This window comes from Pyxidicoccus sp. MSG2, assembly GCF_026626705.1.
In the GTDB taxonomy this organism is placed as follows: Bacteria; Myxococcota; Myxococcia; order Myxococcales; family Myxococcaceae; genus Myxococcus.
Genome location: NZ_JAPNKC010000001.1, coordinates 7,433,523 through 7,450,492 on the forward strand (window position 1 = coordinate 7,433,523; position 16,970 = coordinate 7,450,492).

A 16,970-nucleotide genomic window follows, 5' to 3' on the forward strand; every position below is an offset into this window, starting at 1 on the left:
GATGACGACCCCGAACGCACAGCCTCGAATCGAGTCCCTGAAGGTCCCCACGTCCCGCCTCCGGGAGCAGCACCTGCTGGCGAGCGGCGCACCGGGCGGGGTGCCGGTGGTCTTCATCCACGGCAACGTGTCCTCCTGCCGCTTCTACGAGGAGACGCTCGCGGCGATGCCCGCGTCCTTCCGGTGTCTCGCGCCAGACCTGCGGGGCTTCGGTGAGACGGAGCGCGCGCCCATCGACGCGACGCGCGGCGCGGGCGACTTCGCAGATGACCTTCACGCACTGTTGGCACTGCCGGACCTGGTGCCCGCGGGGAAGAAGGTGCACCTGGTGGGCTGGTCCGCGGGCGCGGGTGTGGTGATGCGCTTCGCGCTGGACCATCCGGAGCGGGTGGCCTCGCTGGTGCTGCTCGCGCCCATCTCCCCGGCGGGCTACGGCGGCACGAAGGGCGACGCGGCGGCGGCACCGTGCTGGCCGGACTTCGCTGGCTCGGGAGGCGGCACGGTGAACCCGGAGTTCGTCCGGCGCCTCATCGCGAAGGACGCGACGGACGAGAACGACGCCTCGCCGCGCACGGTGATGAACCGGTACTACTTCAAGCCGCCCTTCCGGCTGGAGCGCTCGCGTGAGGACGCGCTCGTGGCGGAGATGTTGAAGATGGCCGTGGGCGATGACTTCTACCCGGGCGACCGCATGCCGTCCTCGAACTGGCCGGGCGTGGCACCGGGGAAGCGGGGCATGAACAACTCCATCTCCGGCAAGCACTTCGACGTGCGCGGCTTCCCGTCCATCTCAACGAAGCCCCCGGTGCTGTGGGTGCGCGGCGCGGACGACCAGATTGTCTCGGATACGTCGCTGTTCGACTTCGGCTTCCTGGGACAGCTCGGCGCGGTGCCGGGCTGGCCGGGCGCCACGGTGTACCCGCCCCAGCCGATGGTGAAGCAGATGCGGGCCATGCTCGACGAGTACCGGAGCCGGGGTGGCCACGCGCGCGAGGAGGTGCTGCCGGGCGTCGGACACTCGCCGCACCTGGAGGCGCCGGAGGTCTTCCACAAGTTGCTCCTCGGCTTCCTCTCGGAAGGGCGCTGATTCAAGAGGCGAGCGGGGGCTGCATGATGGGAACGCACCTGCGCTGGAGCTCGGTGGCAGGAGCCCTCCACGCCACGTTCAGCGACCGCTTTTCACTCGCTCATCGATAGAAGCGGGCCTGCGCAGGCCATGCATGCAGGGCGAGCAGTTGCACACCGTGCGTGCTCGCGCTCGTCGAGAGGACCGGGCCTGCGAAGACCATGCATGCAGGGCGAGCAGCGCCGGCGCGATGGCTCGAGCCCGCGAAGGTGTCCCAGTCCTGGCGAGGGGCACCGCGCAACGGACCGCACTCGCGAAACGTGCGGGGCTCGGAACGGTTCGGCCCTGGGCGCGTGGTGAGGCGGGAGAAAGCGGGCCCGAGCACCGGCAGCCGGGGGCTCAGCCAGATCGGAGAAGCGGGAGAGGTAGGGCCATGCCACGGGTGCCTACCCGCCGGGGATGGCAGGTGCTCCCTACCAGCCATGTCAGCCCCCTCCGGTAGAAGGGAATGGTGGAAGGAACATTCCTTCCACGGGACGGCCGCCCCGGAAGGGGGGCAGGAGGGGGTAGGGGATGGGGTTCGCGGAGCATTACCTCTCGGGGATGATGCAGAGCTCGGCGGAGGTGCTGGGCCGGCATGGCTACGAGCACGTGAAGGCCGAGGAGCTGGCCCGGTCCGTGGGCATGTCGGTGGGCAGCTTGTACCGGCGCTACGGCAGCAAGCAGCACTTCGCCCAGACGGTGCGGAGCTTCCACGAGGACACCTTCTGCCGGGAGGTGGACTGGGCCTTCTTCTGCAAGCATGGGGCGGACGGCGTCAGCTTCCGAGAGGCCTTCTTCACCTTCTGGAATGCGCTGACGCACTGGGCTCTGGGGCTGCCCGGCCCTTTCGCCTTCGCCTTCCTGCACAGGCACCCGGAAGTCGAAGGGCAGCCGGCGCCTGGCAGTGCGGCGCGGGCCATGGTGCGAGAGGTGCTCCTGAAGGGAGAGCAGGAGGGGGCGCTGGTGCCCGGCTGCGCCCGGGTGGGCGAAGCGCTGGTGTGGGGCACGCTGGCGGAGTGGGTGCGCGTGCTGACGGAGAGGAACAAGGAGGTGTACCGGGAGGACGTCCTCGAATCGGCGGAGGCCCTCTGGCGCGCGTTGGCGAAGGTGGACGACTCCGGCGGCTCGCGCCGAGACGGCACTCCTCCTGGTGCCACTCAGCCCGAGTCACAGGCGGCTGTGGTCGACTCCGGCGGCTCCCCTGGGGACGGCACTCCTCCTGGTGCCGCTCAACCAGAGTCACCGACGACGGAGGACGACTCCGACGAGCCACGTGATGGCGGCATCTCTCCTGGTGTCGAGCAGCAGGTGCCAGTGGAGGATTCCAACAGGCTTCGTGGGAGCGGTGCTTTGCGTGGCGTCGCACGGCCAGCGCCACGGACGTCGGTGGAGTGCTCTGCCGTCTCCCACGAGGAGGGCACTCCTCTTCCTGGCGCACCCGGTTCGAACCCTCGGTGCCGCCAACGCGCCCGGCAACCCCAGCTTCGTGCCGTGGGAATGGTCAGCAACCGTCTTCCCCGGCATCCGAGTCCACGGAGGCCCGCGCACAAGCGCCCAGCCTGGATGGCGATTGGCGAATCGAGGCGGACCCTTCCTTCGCCCGGAGTGGGCCACGGCAGGCGCTTCGTCTGCATGGGCCTGGACGGACGTGCGCCGTTTTCTCCCGTGTCTCGAATGAGCCCGGCCTTTCGGAAGGCGCCACGTAACTTCCGGCCGCCTCCCGGGTTGAACCCCCTGCCATGCGTTTTCTGCCCCTCTGGTCCGTGGTGGCCGTCCTGCTCTCGTGTGCGGGCAATTCCCACCCGCCGGTCGCGTCTCCCTCCGAGCCGCCGCCCTTTGACGAGGCGCGCGCGGTACATGTCCTCCGCCGCCTGGCCTTCGGACCTTCCGCCAGGGATATGGGCGAGGTGCGGCGGTTGGGCGTGGAGGGCTGGGTGGAGGCGCAGCTCGCCCGCTCGGACGGGAAGCCACCGCCGGAACTGGAGGCGAAGCTCCAGGCGCTCCCCACGCTGACGATGTCGATGGCCGACCTCGCGCGCGACTTCCCGGCGAAGAAGCAGCGGGAACAGGCGCTGCTGGACGGGCGCGAGCTGCAGCGTCCCGCGCTCATCGTCTACGACCTGTCCGCCGCCAAGGTGCTGCGCGCGGTGGAGAGTCCGAACCAGCTCGAAGAGGTGCTGGTGGACTTCTGGTTCAACCACTTCAACGTGTCGGCGGAGAAGGGCGCGGCGCGGTGGATGGTGACGTCCTACGAGCGCGACGCCATCCGCCCACACGTCTTCGGCCGCTTCCGAGAGTTGCTCGGAGCGACGGCCCGCCACCCGGCGATGCTCTTCTACCTGGACAACTGGCGGAGCACCCGCGACGGCATGCCGAGGCTCCTGCGCCGGGACGCGCGGCCCGCGGACCTGTCCGGGGACGACGCCATGGCGGAGCCGGACGAAGAGGAGGAGCCCCGGCCCGGCCTCAACGAGAACTACGCGCGCGAGCTGCTCGAGCTGCACACGCTGGGCGTGGACGGCGGCTACACGCAGCAGGACGTTCGCGAGGTGGCGCGCTGCTTCACCGGCTGGAGCATCCGTCGGCCACGCCGCGAGCCCGAGTTCGTCTTCCGCCGCAGGGCGCATGACCCGGACGAGAAGCGCGTGCTCGGGCAGCGCATTGCCTCGGGAGGGAACCTGGAGGATGGCGAGCGGGTGCTGGACCTGCTCGCGCGTCACCCCGCCACCGCGCGGCACCTCGCGACGAAGCTGGCGCAGCGGTTCGTCTCGGACACGCCGCCGCCCGCGCTGGTGGAGCGGGTGGCGAAGGCGTTTCTCGACTCGGATGGAGATTTGCGCACGGTGTACCGCGCGCTCTTCCAGGCGCCGGAGTTCTGGGCGTCCGAGGCGCGAGGGGCCAAGGTGAAGACGCCCTTCGAGTTCGTGGTGTCGGCGCTGCGGGCCACGGGGGCGGAGGTGACGGTGCGGCCGAGGCTCGTGCAGTCCCTGGCCCGGATGGGCGAGCCGCTCTACCGCGCGCCCGCGCCCACGGGCTTCCCGGAAGTCTCGGGGCCCTGGGTGAACAGCGGCGCGCTGGTGGCCCGGCTCAACTTCAGCCTGGAACTGGTCTCCGGACGGCTGCCCGGGACGCGCGTGACGTTGGGGGCACGGGCCACGCCGGCTACCCGCACCGCGGAAGACACAGTGGATGCGCTCGGCCACGCGCTGATGGGAGCACCGCCCTCGGCGGAGACACGGGCCACCATCCTCGCCGCGCTGTCGAAGCGGGCAGAGGCAGCCAGCGCCGAGGGCGAGCAGGGCCCCGTGGACATTCCCCTCATCGCCGGGCTGCTGCTCGGCTCGCCGGAGTTCCAGAAGCAATGAGCCCGCGACGCGCCTTCCGCCCCTTCGCCGGGCTGTTGCTCCGTGTGCCGGAGGTCACGAACCCATGAGCGTCTTCCGCCCCTTCGCCGGGCTGTTGCTCCGTGTGCCGGAGGTCACGAACCCATGAGCGTCTTCCGCCCCTTCGCCGGGCTGTTGCTCCGTGTGCCGGAGGTCACGAACCCATGAGCGCCTCGCTCTCCCGCCGCCACCTGCTGCGCGTCCTGGGACTCTCGGGCGCGGGCCTCGTCCTCGCTCCGGGCTTCCTGGGCCGCGCGCTGGCCGCCAGTGCCAACAGCCCCGCTCGCCGCGCACTCGTCACCGTCTTCCTGCGCGGCGGCGTGGACGGCCTGTCCCTGGTGCCACCAGTGGAAGACTCGGCGTACCACCGTGCGCGTCCCACGCTGGCGCTGAAGTCGCCGGGCAGCGGCCCGGACGCCGCGCTGAAGCTGGACGGGCGCTTCGGCCTGCACCCGAAGCTGGAGCCCCTGCTCCCGCTGTGGAACGAGGGCCGGCTGGCGGTGCTGCACGGCGTGGGGCTGCCGGAGCCGGTGCGCTCGCACTTCGATGCGCAGGACTTCGTGGAGTCGGGCACGCCCGGGCGCAAGTCCACGCCGGACGGGTGGCTCAACCGCGCGCTGGAGGACGAGGAGGGAAGCGCCGCGCTGCGAGCGGTGGCACTCCAGCCCACGCTGCCCCGGGCGTTGTTCGGAAGCTCGGGCGCGCTGGCCATGGGACGCCTGGAGGAGTTCCGGCTCCGCGGAGGAAGGCGCGGCGAGGAGGCCGCCAGTGGCTTCAGCGCGCTCTACGCGGGCGCGGTGGATGAAGCCCTGCGCACCACCGGGCAGGGCGCCTTCGAGGCGCTGTCGCGGCTGGACGAGGAGCGCCTGTCACGGCTGGCCCCGGCCTCGACGGTGGAGTACCCCAGGGGCCCGCTGGGACAGCGACTGCGGGACATCGCGAGGCTCCTCCGGGGCGACGTGGGGGTGGAGGTCGCGGCCACGGAGATGGGCGGCTGGGACACGCACGCGGCGCAGGGCGCGGCGGCGGGCGTCTTCGCCAACCGGTGCCAGGAACTGGCGGGCGCGCTGTCGGCCTTCGCCGCGGACCTGGGGCCGAAGCTGGAGCAGGTGACAGTGGTGGTGCTGACGGAGTTCGGCCGCACGGTGCGGGAGAATGGCAGCCGGGGCACGGACCACGGCGTGGGCAGTGCCATGCTGGTGCTCGGCGGAGGCGTGCGGGGCCGGAAGGTGTACGGCCGCTTCGACTCGCTGGCACCGGAGCACCTTCAGGACGGGCGCGACGTGCCCTCGTGGACGGACGTGCGCGCGCCGCTCGCGGAGGCGCTGCGCGCGTGCCGCCCTGGAGTGGACCTGGCGAAGGTGTTCCCGGGCTTCACTCCGCCAGCGCCACTGGGGCTGTTCGCGTAGCCCAGGCATTCGGGGGCGAGCCTGAGGCAGACTGGGGCCTTCATGCTCCGGCTCCGCCGCATGCTCACCCTCCTTCTCTCCCTCGTCGCGATTCTCTACGTGGTGCTGTGCGTGGCCGCCTTCGCGCTCCAGCGCCCCATGCTCTTCCCCGCGCCCAGGGCGGCCATCGACCTCCCGAAGAGCCAGGGGTTCGACCGCCTGCCGCTGGGGGGAGACCTGTACGTGGACACGTACTACCTGCCCGCGCCTCCTGGAGCGCCGACGGTGGTGCACTTCCATGGCAACGGCGAACAGCTCCTGGACCAGTTGGACATCGGCGCCAGGATGCACACGTGGGGCCTGGGCTTCCTCGCCGTCGAGTACCCCGGCTATGGCGCCTCGCCCGGCAGCCCCTCCGAGGACGGCATCTATGCCGCCGCGGACGCGGCGCTCGCCTGGCTGCGGGCGCGGGGCGTGCCGCCGGAGCGCACGGTGCTCAGCGGCCGAAGCCTCGGCACCGGCGTGGCGGTGGAGATGGCGCGGCGTGGATACGGCTCGCGGATGATGCTCGTGTCGCCCTACACCTCCATCCCGGCCATGGCGGGCCTGAGCTTTCCCTTCCTGCCCACCCGGCTGCTGGTGAGGGACCGCTTCGACACCTTCTCCAAGGCGCCCGAGCTGAAGCTGCCGGTGCTCATCATCCACGGCGAAGAGGACACGCTCATCCCGGTGGCGATGGGGCGCGAGCTCGGGACGCGCTTCCCCCATGTCACGGTGGAGACGGTGGCGGGGGCCGGGCACAACGACGTCCTGGAGCGCTCCGGCCCGGCGCGCGTGGACCGCATGGCCGCCTTCGCGCTCGGCGGTCCGTGAGCGGCACGGCCAGCTCGCGAGGGCCCGAGTCCTCCCGCGAAGTCCGTGCCTCGGCGTCTTCAGTGAAGCATCGACGGCGTTCTCGTGTGCGAGGAGACCTCGCGCACCAGCTCGGCGGTGTCCTCGGCCTCCATGTGCTGGGCGAGGTCCGCCTGGGACACCATGCCGCAGACGGTGCCGTCATCGTCGATGACAATCATCCGGCGGACCTGGTTCTCCTCCATCAAGTCGCGGCAGTCCTCCAGGCTCGTGTCCCTGTACACGGTGGCCGTGGAGTGCGTCATCGCGTCATCCACGTGCAGGGAGTAGGGGTCCTTCCCGTTCGCGATGATGCGGCAGGTGATGTCCCTGTCGGTGATGACGCCCAGCGGCTTGTTGTCGATGTCGATGACGGGCAGGGCGCCGCAATCACCATCGACCATCCAGCGGGCCGCCTGCTGGAGGCTCGTGTCCGGCATGCAGGTGACCGGGTTCTCGGTCATGACCTCTTCGACCTTCATGGGCCTTCTCCGGAAGTGAGGGGTTTGCCCATTCAAGGTGATGCGCCCGCGCGAAGACGGCAGAGGCCGTCCCAGGGGTCCGCCACCCGGGCGACCCGGCGCTCACGGACGCGGTGGCCCGCTCGGATGCCTGGGCGAACCGGAGGCTCGCACGATGGGCGCGCGGCCGGGCGTGGAGGCGCCTTCCGGCGCGCCGGGGCAGGGTCCGGAATCCGCTCGGCGGGAGGCCGTGCCGTGCGCCGGCTCAGCGCGACCTTTCCAGCCGCAACGAGCCGAGCATCCGGTCGAGCGTCCTGGCGTCCTCCTGCACCGCCGTGCCCACCAGCCTCCCGTCGGCGGACAGCACCGCCTCGTAGCGCACCTCGCCCGGGAGGTTTCCGCTGAACGGGGCGGTGAAGCGCAGCGTTCCTTCCGGGGAGCGCTCCGCTCGCATGTCGAAGGGGCCCTCGCCGCGTCCGTCCGCGAAGGTGATGCGAAGCACGCCGTCGTACCGCTCCCCGTCGGGGGACAGCTCCAGCCGCATCATGGCGGGCGAGTGGCCCATCTCCTCGGAATAGAAGCGCAGCTCGCCCTTCCAGGTGCCGGGGAGCGCGTCCCAGCGCATGCTCGTGCCCTTCGGGAGCGACGGAAGCGTTCTCGGCGGGAGTGGCTCGACGGCGTCGACCCGGGCCTTCAGCGCTTCGACACTCCGCCAGGCGGTCTGCTGGAGCAGCCTCGCGGTGGGCTCGGGAAGTGACACGAGGGTGGTCTCCCCTCCACGAGGCTCCCCGTCGGGCGTGGGGACTCCGCGCACGGTGGAGGTCAGTCCCTCCGGTGAGCGTCCGAACAGCGCCGCGTACAGCGTGCATGCCGCCAGGTAGGTGCCGGTGGGGTTGGGGTGGCTTCCGTCGGCGAGGTACAGGGCGAGGTCGGGGTGCTGCTCGCGCACGGTCAGCCACGCGGGCCCCATGGGGACGACGGTGGCCTTCAATTCGCGGCCCAGGGACAGGAACGCGTGGTTCAGCAGGGCCTGGGCCTCCGGGGCCCGCCGTCGGGACCACGTGAGCGAGAGGACGGTCCGCGCGCCGCGCTTCTGCGCCTCCGCGTGGAACCTGCGCGCGTAGGGGAAGAAGACGCGCTCGGGGTCATTGATTTCGTTCCGCCCGTCCACCCGCAGCTCGCCCAGCGTGCTCTGCTCCTGGAGGATGACGTAGTCCCAGCCGCCCTCGCGCAGGGCCTTCACCGCGTCCTCGTCGTCCCAGTGGGTCTTCAGCCGCGCGCCTCCCACCGTCACCGCGTGCGTCTCCAACGGGATGGGCGGGGACGCGGAGGCGGCCAGGGCCTCCAGCATCCGGGGCAGGTTGTTGTAGTAGGTGTAGCTGTTGCCAATGAAGAGCACGCGCGTCGCGCGCGGCCCCGCCGGTGTGTCCCCGCCGGCTTGCACGCGGCGAGCACCGAGAAGCCGACCGCCAGCGCGAGGAGGAACGTGCGCCGCGTACGAGAAGCTCTTGCCATGATGTCGCTCATCCCTTCCGATTCTCCTCGAGTGGGACGAGCTGGCCGTCGCGCACGTCGAAGTGGACGAGCCTGCCGGGGACGTCGAAGTCGGAGAGCCAGACGGAGGCCATGGGCGCGGAGGATAGCCCGGCGGGTTCTCGAAGCCGCGGGACCCGGCGGAGCAGGTCCGGAGCGCCCACCCACGCGCAGTGTATCCGTTACCCACCCGGTAGCCCGGTGGGGAGTGCCCGCGCCCACGAGGCCGGCTCCCTCCGTGGCCTCGCTTGCGTGGGGTGGGGCCCGGCCCATACGCTCGGACTCCTCGGAAACCTCCCCCCGCTCCCGTCTTCCGGGGAGCCCCCAAGAGAGTACGGATGAGTGCCCCGGCAGTCGCTTCCACCCCCACCTCCACCACGCTGGCGGATGCCGCGCGGGAAATCGTCGAGGTGGGCCGCTTCCTCAGCGTCCGTCATTTCGTCCCCGCCACCAGCGGCAACTTCTCGCGGCGCCTGGACGCCCGCACCGCCGCCGTCACGCGCTCGGGCGTGGACAAGGGCGAGCTGACCGAGACCGACATCTGGGCGCTGGACATCCACGCCCCGCCTCCGCCCGGCTCCTCCGCGGAGACGCACCTGCACCTGCACCTCTACCGAGATCGCCCGCACGTGCAGGCCGTGCTGCACACGCACTCCATGGTCTCCGCGCTGCTGTCCAACCTGCGCAAGGCCGAGGGCGAGCTGCCCCTGAGCGACTACGAGTTGCTCAAGGCCCTGGGCGACACCCGCACCCACGAGACGACGGTCTCCATCCCCATCTTCCCCAATGACCAGGACGTGCCCCGGCTCGCCGCGCGCGCGTCGGAGCTGCTGGCGAAGCGCCCGGAGTGCGTGGCCTACCTCATCGCCGGCCACGGCCTCTACACCTGGGGCCGCTCCATGGCCGAGGCCCGCCGCCACACCGTGGCCCTGGAACACCTGCTGACGTACGAGCTCGAAACGATGAAGGTGCGACGATGAGCCAGCTGACCATCTACCCCGACGCCCACCCCGAGTCCCCCGTGGGCACGTACACCGAAGTCGACTCCATCCGCCGCGAGCTCAACGCCATTGGCGTGCGCTTCGAGCGCGTGGACGCCTCCATTCCCCTGCCGGACGGCGCCGGTCAGGACGACGTGCTCGCCGCGTACAAGCACGTGGTGGACGCGGAGAAGGCGAAGCACGGCTACAACACCGTGGACGTCGCGCGAATCAAGCCGGACGCCCCCAACGCCGCGCAGGCCCGCCAGAAGTTCCTCTCCGAGCACACCCACACCGAGGACGAGTCCCGCGTCATGGTGGAGGGCAGCGGCTGCTTCTACCTGCGCACGCAGGGCAAGGTGTTCCAGATTGTCTGCACGCGCGGAGACCTCATCAGCGTGCCCGAGGGCATGCGCCATTGGTTCGACATGGGCCCCCGCCCCGAGTTCGCCGCCATCCGCTTCTTCATCCGTCCGGACGGCTGGGTGGGCAACTTCACCGGTGACGCCATCGCCGACAGCTTCCCCCGCTACGAGACATGAGCGGCATTCGCGCCATCGTCACCGACATCGAGGGCACCACCAGCTCCATCTCCTTCGTGAAGGACGTGCTGTTCCCCTTCGCGAAGCGCAACCTGGAGGCCTTCGTCACCGCCCACGCCCACGAGCCCCGGGTGCGCGAGTGCCTGGACGGCGCTCGCTCGCTCGCGGGCACCCCCGGCCTGTCCGACGCGGACACCGTGGCCCTGCTGCGCCAGTGGATTGACGAGGACAAGAAGGCCACGCCCCTCAAGTCGCTCCAGGGCCTCATCTGGGGGCAGGCGTACACGAGCGGCGAGGTCCAGGGCCACGTGTACCCCGACGCGGTGGACGGCCTGCGCGCCTGGCACGGGCGGGGCTTTCGCCTGTACGTCTACTCGTCGGGCTCCATCGCGGCGCAGAAGCTCATCTTCGGCCACACGGCCTCGGGTGATTTGACGCCGCTGTTCTCCGGCTACTTCGACACCACCACCGGCCCCAAGGTGGAGAGCCCTTCCTACGCGAAGATTGCGCAGGTCATCGGCCTGCCTCCGGCGGAGGTGCTCTTCCTGTCGGACAGCGTCGCGGAGCTGGATGCCGCCCGCTCGGCCGGTATGCACACGGCCTGTCTGGACAGGGGGGAAGCCATCATCCCCGCCGGGCATGGCCACCCCACGTTTCACGGTTTCGCCACGCTGGACCCGTCCGCCCTCTAAACCCCCGAGCCGGGAGTCCCCACCATGTCCACCCCCACCACGCCCGTCATCGGCATCCTCGGCGGCAGCGGCCTGTACCAGATTGACGGTCTGAAGGACGTCACCTGGAAGAAGGTGTCGTCGCCCTTCGGCGAGCCCTCGGACGAGCTGTGCTTCGGCACGCTCGACGGGGTCCGCGTCGTCTTCCTCCCGCGCCACGGCCGGGGCCACCGCGTGTCGCCCAGCGAAATCAACTACCGGGCGAACATCGACGCGCTCAAGCGCAGCGGCGTCACCGATTTGCTCTCGCTGTCCGCCGTGGGCAGCCTGCGCGAGGACCTGCCCCCCGGCACCTTCGTGGTGACGGACCAGTTCATCGACCGCACCTTTGCGCGCGAGAAGTCCTTCTTCACCACCGGCATGGTGGCCCACGTGTCCATGGCGAAGCCGGTGTGCGGGCGCCTGGGTGACGCGCTGGTGGCCGCGTGCGAGGGCCTGGGCGTCAACGTGAAGCGCGGCGGCACGTACCTCGTCATGGAGGGGCCGCAGTTCTCCTCGCTCGCGGAGAGCCGCATGTACCGCGGCTGGGGCTGCGACGTCATCGGCATGACCAACATGCCGGAGGCCAAGCTCGCCCGTGAGGCGGAGATCTGCTACGCGACGGTGGCCATGGTCACCGACTTCGACTGCTGGCACCCGGACCATGACGCCGTCACCGTGGACCAGGTCATCGCGCATCTCTTGGGCAACGCCGGCAAGGCGCGCGGGCTGGTGAAGAACGTGGTGCCGCTGCTCGGCACGCACACGGGCCCGTGCAACAAGGGCTGCCAGACCGCGCTGGACCACGCGCTCATCACCTCGCCGGAAGCGAGAGACCCGGCGCTGCTGGAGAAGCTGTCCGCCGTGGCCGGCCGGGTGCTGCGCAAGTGAAGGTCCACGGCAAGCCGATGCGCTCCATCTGGGTCGAGCCCGACGGCACCGCCGCCGGCGTCATCGACCAGACGCGCCTGCCGCACGCCTTCGTCACGGTGCGGCTGTCCACGCTCGACGAGGCGGCGCACGCCATCCGCAGCATGCTGGTGCGGGGTGCTCCGCTCATCGGCGCCACCGCGGCCTATGGCGTGTGGCTGGCCCTGCGCGCGGACGCGTCCGACGGGGCGCTGGAGAAGGCCCTCACGGTGCTGCGCGGCACGCGGCCCACCGCCGTCAACCTGCACTGGGCGCTGGATGAGATGCGCCGCGCCCTGGCCCCGCTGCCTCCGGGCCAGCGCGTGGCCGCCGCCCTGCGCCGCGCTGGCGAAATCTGCGACGAGGACGTGGCCATCAACCGCTCCATCGGCGAGCACGCGCTGAAGCTCTTCGAGGCGGCGTGGGAGAAGAAGGGCCGCAAGGGGCGGCTCAACGTCCTCACCCACTGCAACGCGGGCTGGCTGGCCACGGTGGACTGGGGCACGGCGCTGGCGCCCATGTACCTGGCGCACGACGCGGGCCTGCCCATCCACGTCTGGGTGGACGAGACGCGCCCGCGCAACCAGGGCGCGGTGCTGACAGCGTGGGAGCTGGGACAGCACGGCGTCCCGCACACCGTCATCGCCGACAACGTGGGCGGCCACCTCATGCAGCACGGCGAGGTGGACCTGTGCATCGTCGGCACGGACCGCACCACCTCGCACGGTGACGTGGCGAACAAGATTGGCACGTACCTCAAGGCGCTGGCCGCGAAGGACAACGGCGTGCCCTTCTACGTGGCACTGCCGTCGCCCACCATCGACTGGACGCTGAAGGACGGGGTGAAGGAAATCCCGATTGAGCAGCGCGAGGGCACGGAGCTCAGCGACGTCACCGGGCGCCTGCGCTCGGGGGAAATCGCCACGGTGCGGATTACGCCCGATGGAAGTCCCGCGGCCAACTACGCCTTCGACGTGACGCCCGCGCGGCTGGTGACGGCGCTCGTCACGGAGCGCGGCGTGTGTCCGGCCACCGAGGAGGGCCTCTTGTCCCTCTTCCCGGAGCGGCGGGGGAAGGCGGCGTGAGCGTGGAGCACCGGGCGCTGCGCGAGGCGATGATTGCCACCGCCCGGAGGATGAACACGGCGGGGCTCAACCAGGGGACCTCCGGCAACCTGAGCGTCCGGGTGGAGGGCGGCTTCCTGCTGACCCCCACCGGCATGGAGTACGACGCGCTGGTGCCGGAGGACCTGGTCCTCATGCGCTTCGACGGGAGCCACGAGGGGCGGCGCCGGCCGTCCTCGGAGTGGCAGCTCCACCGGGACATCCTGGCCGCGCGGCCGGAGGCGGGGGCGATTCTGCACGCGCACTCCATGTTCAGCACCACGCTGGCGTGCCTGCGCCGGGGCATCCCCGCCTTCCACTACATGATTTCGGCGGCGGGGGGCTCGGACGTGCGCTGCGCGCCCTACGCCACCTTCGGCACTCCGGAGTTGGCGAAGAGCGCGCTGGATGCGCTGGAGGGGCGCAAGGCGTGCCTGCTGGCCAACCACGGCATGCTCGCGCTGGGGAAGGACCTGGCGGGCGCCTTCAAGCTGGCAGTGGAGGTGGAGACGCTCGCGGCCATGTACTGGCGCGCGCTCCAGGTGGGCGAGCCCGTGCTCCTCGATGGCGCGGAGATGGAGCGCGTCATCGACAAGTTCAAGACGTACGGGCAGCAGCCCGGCCCCGGCGGCGGCGAGCCGCGATAGGGCTCACGGAAGGGTCTGCCCGGGCCCCGCGGCCGACAGCCGGCGGACGTGGAAGGAAGGTTCATTCCACGAGCCGGCCGCCCGGAGGGGGACATGGAAGGAAGGTTCATTCCACGAGCCGGCCGCCCGGAAGGGGACGGGGAAGGAACGTTCATTCCACCTGAGCCGGCCGCCCGGAAGGAGGCACGGTGCGGCGTCTTCTCGCGCCGCGAGTCAGGCCGCTCGCAGGGTGAGAATCGTCACCTCGGTGGGCACGCCCAGGCGGAAGGGCATCCAGTGTCCCGTGCCGCCGGACACGTAGAGCTGGTGGTCGCCCTGCCGGTAGCGGCCGAGCATGTACTTGAAGGCGAACCAGAAGGCCGGCACGCCGAGGAAGGCCACCTGTCCTCCGTGCGTGTGCCCGGCCAGCGTGAGCCGTGCGCCACGCTCCGCCGCGTGCGGGAAGAAGTCCGGGTGGTGCGAGAGGCACAGCAGCACCTCCTCCGGCGAGGCGTCGCGGAAGGACTGCTCCGCGGACTGCTGCATCCGCTCGGCCTTCACGCGGTGGCTGCGGCCGGACATGGGGTAGTCCACGCCCACCACGCGCACGCGCTGGCCCTCGTGTTCGAAGCGGTGGGACGCGTCCACCAGCAGGCGCACCGGGCCGCCACGTGCCTCCAGGTCCGCATAGGCGCGGCGGATGGGGCCCAGCCCGCGCCAGTGCTCGTGGTTGCCGAGCACGGCCAGCATGCCGTGGCGGGCCTTGCACGCGGACAGCGCGGCCATGGTGCCGTCGAGCTGGTCCAGGTCGTCGATGAGGTCGCCCGTCATCACCTGGAGGTCCACCTGCGCGTCGTTCATCGCCTGCACCGCGGCGTGCAGGTACTCGGTGTCGATGAAGGTGCCCACATGGACGTCGGTAATCTGTCCGATGCGGAAGCCGTCCAGCGCCTTGGGCAGGCCGGGCAGCCGCACCTCCACCGGGCGCACCGTGAAGCCGGACACGCCGCTGGCGAGCCCCGCCGAGCTCGTCGTCGCCGCCAGCACCGGCACCGCGCGGCCCACGTTCGTCAGCAGGCTGCGGCGGCTCAGGTTCACCCCCTGCGCGGGGGCGCTCGGAGAGGCGGCGCGTCTGGCGCTCCGGCGCTCCGCCCACGCACGCACCAGTGCGACGGGTGTGCCGAACAGGACCACCATGATGGCGGTGAGCGTCCACCCCGCCGCGAGGACGCGGAAGAGGGCATTTCCCACGGGCAGCTCTGCCTGGTGTCCCGCCAGCATCGGGAAGGCCAGGATGGTGAGTGACAGGAGCGTCCCCGCGACGAAGAGGCCCAGCCGCCACCTCCGCAGCAGTCCGGGCCAGAGCGAGCGCAGGACGGCCCAGGCGGCCACGTTGACCCCGAGGAAAAGCAGCAGCCTGACCATCTACGACGCTCCCTTGCGGTTGGAGGGAGCACTCATAGCGGGGCGGGAGGGCCGGTGCCGTACGAATGCAGTGAGTGGGACCCCTGGAGCCGCGAACGGGCGGAAAGCGGAATTGGCCGGTCGGAGGACCGGGCCCCCGCCCGGCCGAGGGCCTGCCCTACACGCGACGCGAGGGGCGCATTCCCCAGTCGTCACCCGCGACCGGGCGAGGCCATGCGCAGGTGTGCGTGCAGTGTCTCCGTGCGGAGGTAGAGGAACTGCGCGTCGCCGAAGGACAGCGCGTCGCCGTCGTTGAGCATGCGCTCCTGCTCCGGCCCCAGGGCCTGGGCGTTGACCCAGGTGCCATTCATGGAGCCCGCGTCGCGGACGGAGCAGTCATGGGCCTCCGTGTGCCAGCGCAGCGTCGCGTGGTGCTTGGACACGGACGGGTCCGGCACCACGAGCGTGCAGCCCTCGACGCGGCCCACGGTGAAGGACTGGCCGTCGGCGTCGGGCCGGAGGAAGTGCACCTCCAGGGCGTCGAAGCCGCGCAGCATGACGAAGAGCCGGTCCACCAACCGGCTGCGGTGGGCCATGCCCACGGTGCGGGCCTCGCCCAGGCGCATCGCCACCTGCTGGAAGACGGGCTCGGGGGGCTGCTGGACGAGGACCACCGGGCCGGAGGCCTCGAGAAAGGCCTCCAGCGTTGCCAGGGCGAACGGGCGAAGTTGCTTCACGGACGGCATGGTGGGGTGACGTTACCCCGGAGCCCGCGGTTCTTGCCCCTCATGGTGGCCGGGCCGTAAGGAAGTCGTCATGTCCCGGACTCCCACGCCCCTGCCGACGTATGCGACCCATGAGACGGGCTGGCGCCACATCCAGGCGCTACTGCCTCCGGCCCTCCGGCTCGGCGGAGCCCAGGCCCCCATGCCGGAGGAGGAGTGGCTCGACGTGGGCGCCTTCCGTGTCCACCTGGACTGCTGGCGCAGGCCGGATGCACCTGCCACGGTGGTGCTGGTGCACGGCGGTGGAGGCAACGGCCGGCTGCTCTCGCCCTTCGGGGCGATGCTCGCCGGGCTCGGGTACGAAGTCGTCGCGCCGGACCTGCCGGGCTATGGGCTGACGCGGGTGGAGCACAAGCGCGCGCTCGTCTACGACGACTGGCGGGACACCCTGGCCGCCGTGGTGGAGACGGAGGCTGGCCGCTCGCGGCGCCCGCTCGTCATGTTCGGCGCGAGCATGGGCGGCATGCTCGCGTACGACGTGACGGCTCGCACGCGCCTCCCCGCCGGACTGGTGGCGACGTGCTTCCTCGCGCCCCGCGACCCGGTGGTGCGCCGCCGCATGGTGCGCTGGCCCTGGATGGCGGGGCTCGCGGGACCGATGCTGACGGCGCTGCCCTTCCTCACGGACCCGCTGCCGGTGCCCATGGGGCTGGCAGGCAACATGCTCGCCATCACCAACTCCGCCGAGCTGTCACGCGCCATCGCGAGGGATTCGCTGGCGGGAGGGACGTGGATGCCCGGGCGGTTCCTGCGCACGTTCCTCGAGTCCGAGCCCCTGGTTCCGCCGGAGTCCTTCGACATGTGCCCCGTGTTGCTGACCCACCCGGCCGCGGACCGGTGGACGCCCGTCTCCGCGTCCCAGCCGTTCTTCGACCGCCTGCGCGTGCCGAAGCGGCGGGTGATGCTGGAGAACGCCGGCCACTTTCCGGTGGAGGAGCCCGGCGTGTCGCAGCTCCGCCAGGCCATGTCCGACTTCCTGCGCGAGCGGGCCGCGCATCCACGGTAGGGGTGGCCCTCGCCTGAGTGCTGCTCCGCTGCTCCCGGCCACCGGGAAGCCAGTGGGCCCGTTCGTGGGAGAACGGGTGGCGGCTGTCACCGTGTGGCGCGACGCGTCGCGAGCGCGAGCCCGTGCAGGTGCTTCCCCTCT

Annotated in this window: 15 protein-coding genes and 1 pseudogene; 12 read left to right on the forward strand and 4 right to left on the reverse strand. The window is 71.2% G+C overall.

What is annotated here, in order from left to right; all coding sequences use genetic code 11:
• Position 1: 1 nt before the first annotated feature.
• From OV427_RS29250 to OV427_RS29265, 5 genes and pseudogenes are all read left to right on the forward strand, one after another.
• Entirely contained in the window at positions 2–1,087 is a 1,086-nt protein-coding gene (locus OV427_RS29250) for an alpha/beta fold hydrolase (protein WP_267859483.1), read from the forward strand.
• Between the two features lie 585 nt (positions 1,088–1,672).
• A pseudogene (locus tag OV427_RS50845) lies at positions 1,673–1,786 on the forward strand (TetR family transcriptional regulator); the annotation flags it as partial.
• Between the two features lie 1,061 nt (positions 1,787–2,847).
• Positions 2,848–4,473, forward strand: coding sequence for a DUF1800 domain-containing protein (locus tag OV427_RS29255; RefSeq protein WP_267859484.1), 1,626 nt, complete (start codon positions 2,848–2,850; stop codon positions 4,471–4,473).
• Between the two features lie 182 nt (positions 4,474–4,655).
• Positions 4,656–5,900 carry a DUF1501 domain-containing protein gene (locus tag OV427_RS29260; protein ID WP_267859485.1) on the forward strand — a complete coding sequence of 415 codons (1,245 nt, stop codon included), beginning with the start codon at positions 4,656–4,658 and terminating at the stop codon, positions 5,898–5,900.
• Between the two features lie 42 nt (positions 5,901–5,942).
• Entirely contained in the window at positions 5,943–6,752 is an 810-nt protein-coding gene (locus OV427_RS29265; RefSeq protein WP_267859486.1) for an alpha/beta hydrolase, read from the forward strand.
• A gap of 59 nt (positions 6,753–6,811) precedes the next feature.
• On the opposite strand, the gene OV427_RS29270 is transcribed toward OV427_RS29265, so the two are convergent.
• On the reverse strand, positions 6,812–7,252 hold the full coding sequence (locus OV427_RS29270) for a CBS domain-containing protein (RefSeq protein WP_267859487.1): 441 nt from the start codon (positions 7,250–7,252) through the stop codon (positions 6,812–6,814).
• A 244-nt stretch (positions 7,253–7,496) separates the two neighbouring features.
• Positions 7,497–8,675, reverse strand: a complete 1,179-nt coding sequence (locus OV427_RS29275) for an SGNH/GDSL hydrolase family protein (protein ID WP_267859488.1) — start codon at positions 8,673–8,675, stop codon at positions 7,497–7,499.
• A gap of 427 nt (positions 8,676–9,102) precedes the next feature.
• On the opposite strand from OV427_RS29275, the gene OV427_RS29280 reads away from it, so the two are divergent.
• The 6 genes from OV427_RS29280 to OV427_RS29305 are packed head-to-tail and all read left to right on the forward strand — an operon-like array spanning position 9,103 to position 13,655.
• On the forward strand, positions 9,103–9,744 hold the full coding sequence (locus OV427_RS29280; protein ID WP_267859489.1) for a methylthioribulose 1-phosphate dehydratase: 642 nt from the start codon (positions 9,103–9,105) through the stop codon (positions 9,742–9,744).
• Positions 9,741–10,286 carry a 1,2-dihydroxy-3-keto-5-methylthiopentene dioxygenase gene (locus OV427_RS29285; protein ID WP_267859490.1) on the forward strand — a complete coding sequence of 182 codons (546 nt, stop codon included), beginning with the start codon at positions 9,741–9,743 and terminating at the stop codon, positions 10,284–10,286. The genes OV427_RS29280 and OV427_RS29285 overlap by 4 nt, the downstream gene beginning before the upstream one ends.
• Positions 10,283–10,978: an acireductone synthase gene (gene mtnC / locus OV427_RS29290; RefSeq protein ID WP_267859491.1), complete on the forward strand. Its 696-nt coding sequence runs from the start codon at positions 10,283–10,285 to the stop codon at positions 10,976–10,978. The genes OV427_RS29285 and mtnC overlap by 4 nt, the downstream gene beginning before the upstream one ends.
• Positions 10,979–11,002: 24 nt before the next feature.
• The gene (locus tag OV427_RS29295; RefSeq protein WP_267859492.1) at positions 11,003–11,887 is read left to right on the forward strand and encodes an S-methyl-5'-thioadenosine phosphorylase; all 885 of its coding nucleotides are present in this window, start codon (positions 11,003–11,005) and stop codon (positions 11,885–11,887) included.
• Positions 11,884–12,990 (forward strand): S-methyl-5-thioribose-1-phosphate isomerase, encoded by a 1,107-nt coding sequence (gene mtnA / locus OV427_RS29300; protein ID WP_267859493.1) that lies wholly within the window; start codon positions 11,884–11,886, stop codon positions 12,988–12,990. The genes OV427_RS29295 and mtnA overlap by 4 nt, the downstream gene beginning before the upstream one ends.
• Positions 12,991–13,019: 29 nt before the next feature.
• Positions 13,020–13,655: a class II aldolase/adducin family protein gene (locus OV427_RS29305; protein ID WP_267863496.1), complete on the forward strand. Its 636-nt coding sequence runs from the start codon at positions 13,020–13,022 to the stop codon at positions 13,653–13,655.
• A 213-nt stretch (positions 13,656–13,868) separates the two neighbouring features.
• Here OV427_RS29305 and OV427_RS29310 read toward each other — a convergent pair whose 3' ends face one another.
• Together OV427_RS29310 and OV427_RS29315 are read right to left on the reverse strand one after the other, a co-directional pair.
• Positions 13,869–15,059, reverse strand: a complete 1,191-nt coding sequence (locus OV427_RS29310; RefSeq protein ID WP_267859494.1) for a metallophosphoesterase — start codon at positions 15,057–15,059, stop codon at positions 13,869–13,871.
• Positions 15,060–15,250: 191 nt separating this feature from the next.
• The gene (locus tag OV427_RS29315; RefSeq protein ID WP_267859495.1) at positions 15,251–15,784 is read right to left on the reverse strand and encodes an FHA domain-containing protein; all 534 of its coding nucleotides are present in this window, start codon (positions 15,782–15,784) and stop codon (positions 15,251–15,253) included.
• 70 nt (positions 15,785–15,854) lie between these two features.
• Here OV427_RS29315 and OV427_RS29320 point away from each other — a divergent pair, with 70 nt between their 5' ends.
• A complete protein-coding gene (locus tag OV427_RS29320; RefSeq protein WP_267859496.1) occupies positions 15,855–16,829 on the forward strand; it encodes an alpha/beta hydrolase in 975 nt (324 codons plus the stop codon).
• The last annotated feature ends 141 nt before the right edge of the window (positions 16,830–16,970 follow it).

Excerpts from the sequence above, each read along its gene's own strand:
- OV427_RS29250 (WP_267859483.1), top strand. The coding sequence starts at position 2 with ATGACGACCCCGAACGCACAGCCTCGAATCGAGTCCCTGAAGGTCCCC.
- OV427_RS29255 (WP_267859484.1), top strand. The coding sequence starts at position 2,848 with ATGCGTTTTCTGCCCCTCTGGTCCGTGGTGGCCGTCCTGCTCTCGTGT.
- OV427_RS29260 (WP_267859485.1), top strand. The coding sequence starts at position 4,656 with ATGAGCGCCTCGCTCTCCCGCCGCCACCTGCTGCGCGTCCTGGGACTC.
- OV427_RS29265 (WP_267859486.1), top strand. The coding sequence starts at position 5,943 with ATGCTCCGGCTCCGCCGCATGCTCACCCTCCTTCTCTCCCTCGTCGCG.
- OV427_RS29270 (WP_267859487.1), bottom strand. The coding sequence starts at position 7,252 with ATGAAGGTCGAAGAGGTCATGACCGAGAACCCGGTCACCTGCATGCCG.
- OV427_RS29280 (WP_267859489.1), top strand. The coding sequence starts at position 9,103 with ATGAGTGCCCCGGCAGTCGCTTCCACCCCCACCTCCACCACGCTGGCG.
- OV427_RS29285 (WP_267859490.1), top strand. The coding sequence starts at position 9,741 with ATGAGCCAGCTGACCATCTACCCCGACGCCCACCCCGAGTCCCCCGTG.
- mtnC (WP_267859491.1), top strand. The coding sequence starts at position 10,283 with ATGAGCGGCATTCGCGCCATCGTCACCGACATCGAGGGCACCACCAGC.
- OV427_RS29295 (WP_267859492.1), top strand. The coding sequence starts at position 11,003 with ATGTCCACCCCCACCACGCCCGTCATCGGCATCCTCGGCGGCAGCGGC.
- OV427_RS29305 (WP_267863496.1), top strand. The coding sequence starts at position 13,020 with ATGATTGCCACCGCCCGGAGGATGAACACGGCGGGGCTCAACCAGGGG.
- OV427_RS29310 (WP_267859494.1), bottom strand. The coding sequence starts at position 15,059 with ATGGTCAGGCTGCTGCTTTTCCTCGGGGTCAACGTGGCCGCCTGGGCC.
- OV427_RS29315 (WP_267859495.1), bottom strand. The coding sequence starts at position 15,784 with ATGCCGTCCGTGAAGCAACTTCGCCCGTTCGCCCTGGCAACGCTGGAG.
- OV427_RS29320 (WP_267859496.1), top strand. The coding sequence starts at position 15,855 with ATGTCCCGGACTCCCACGCCCCTGCCGACGTATGCGACCCATGAGACG.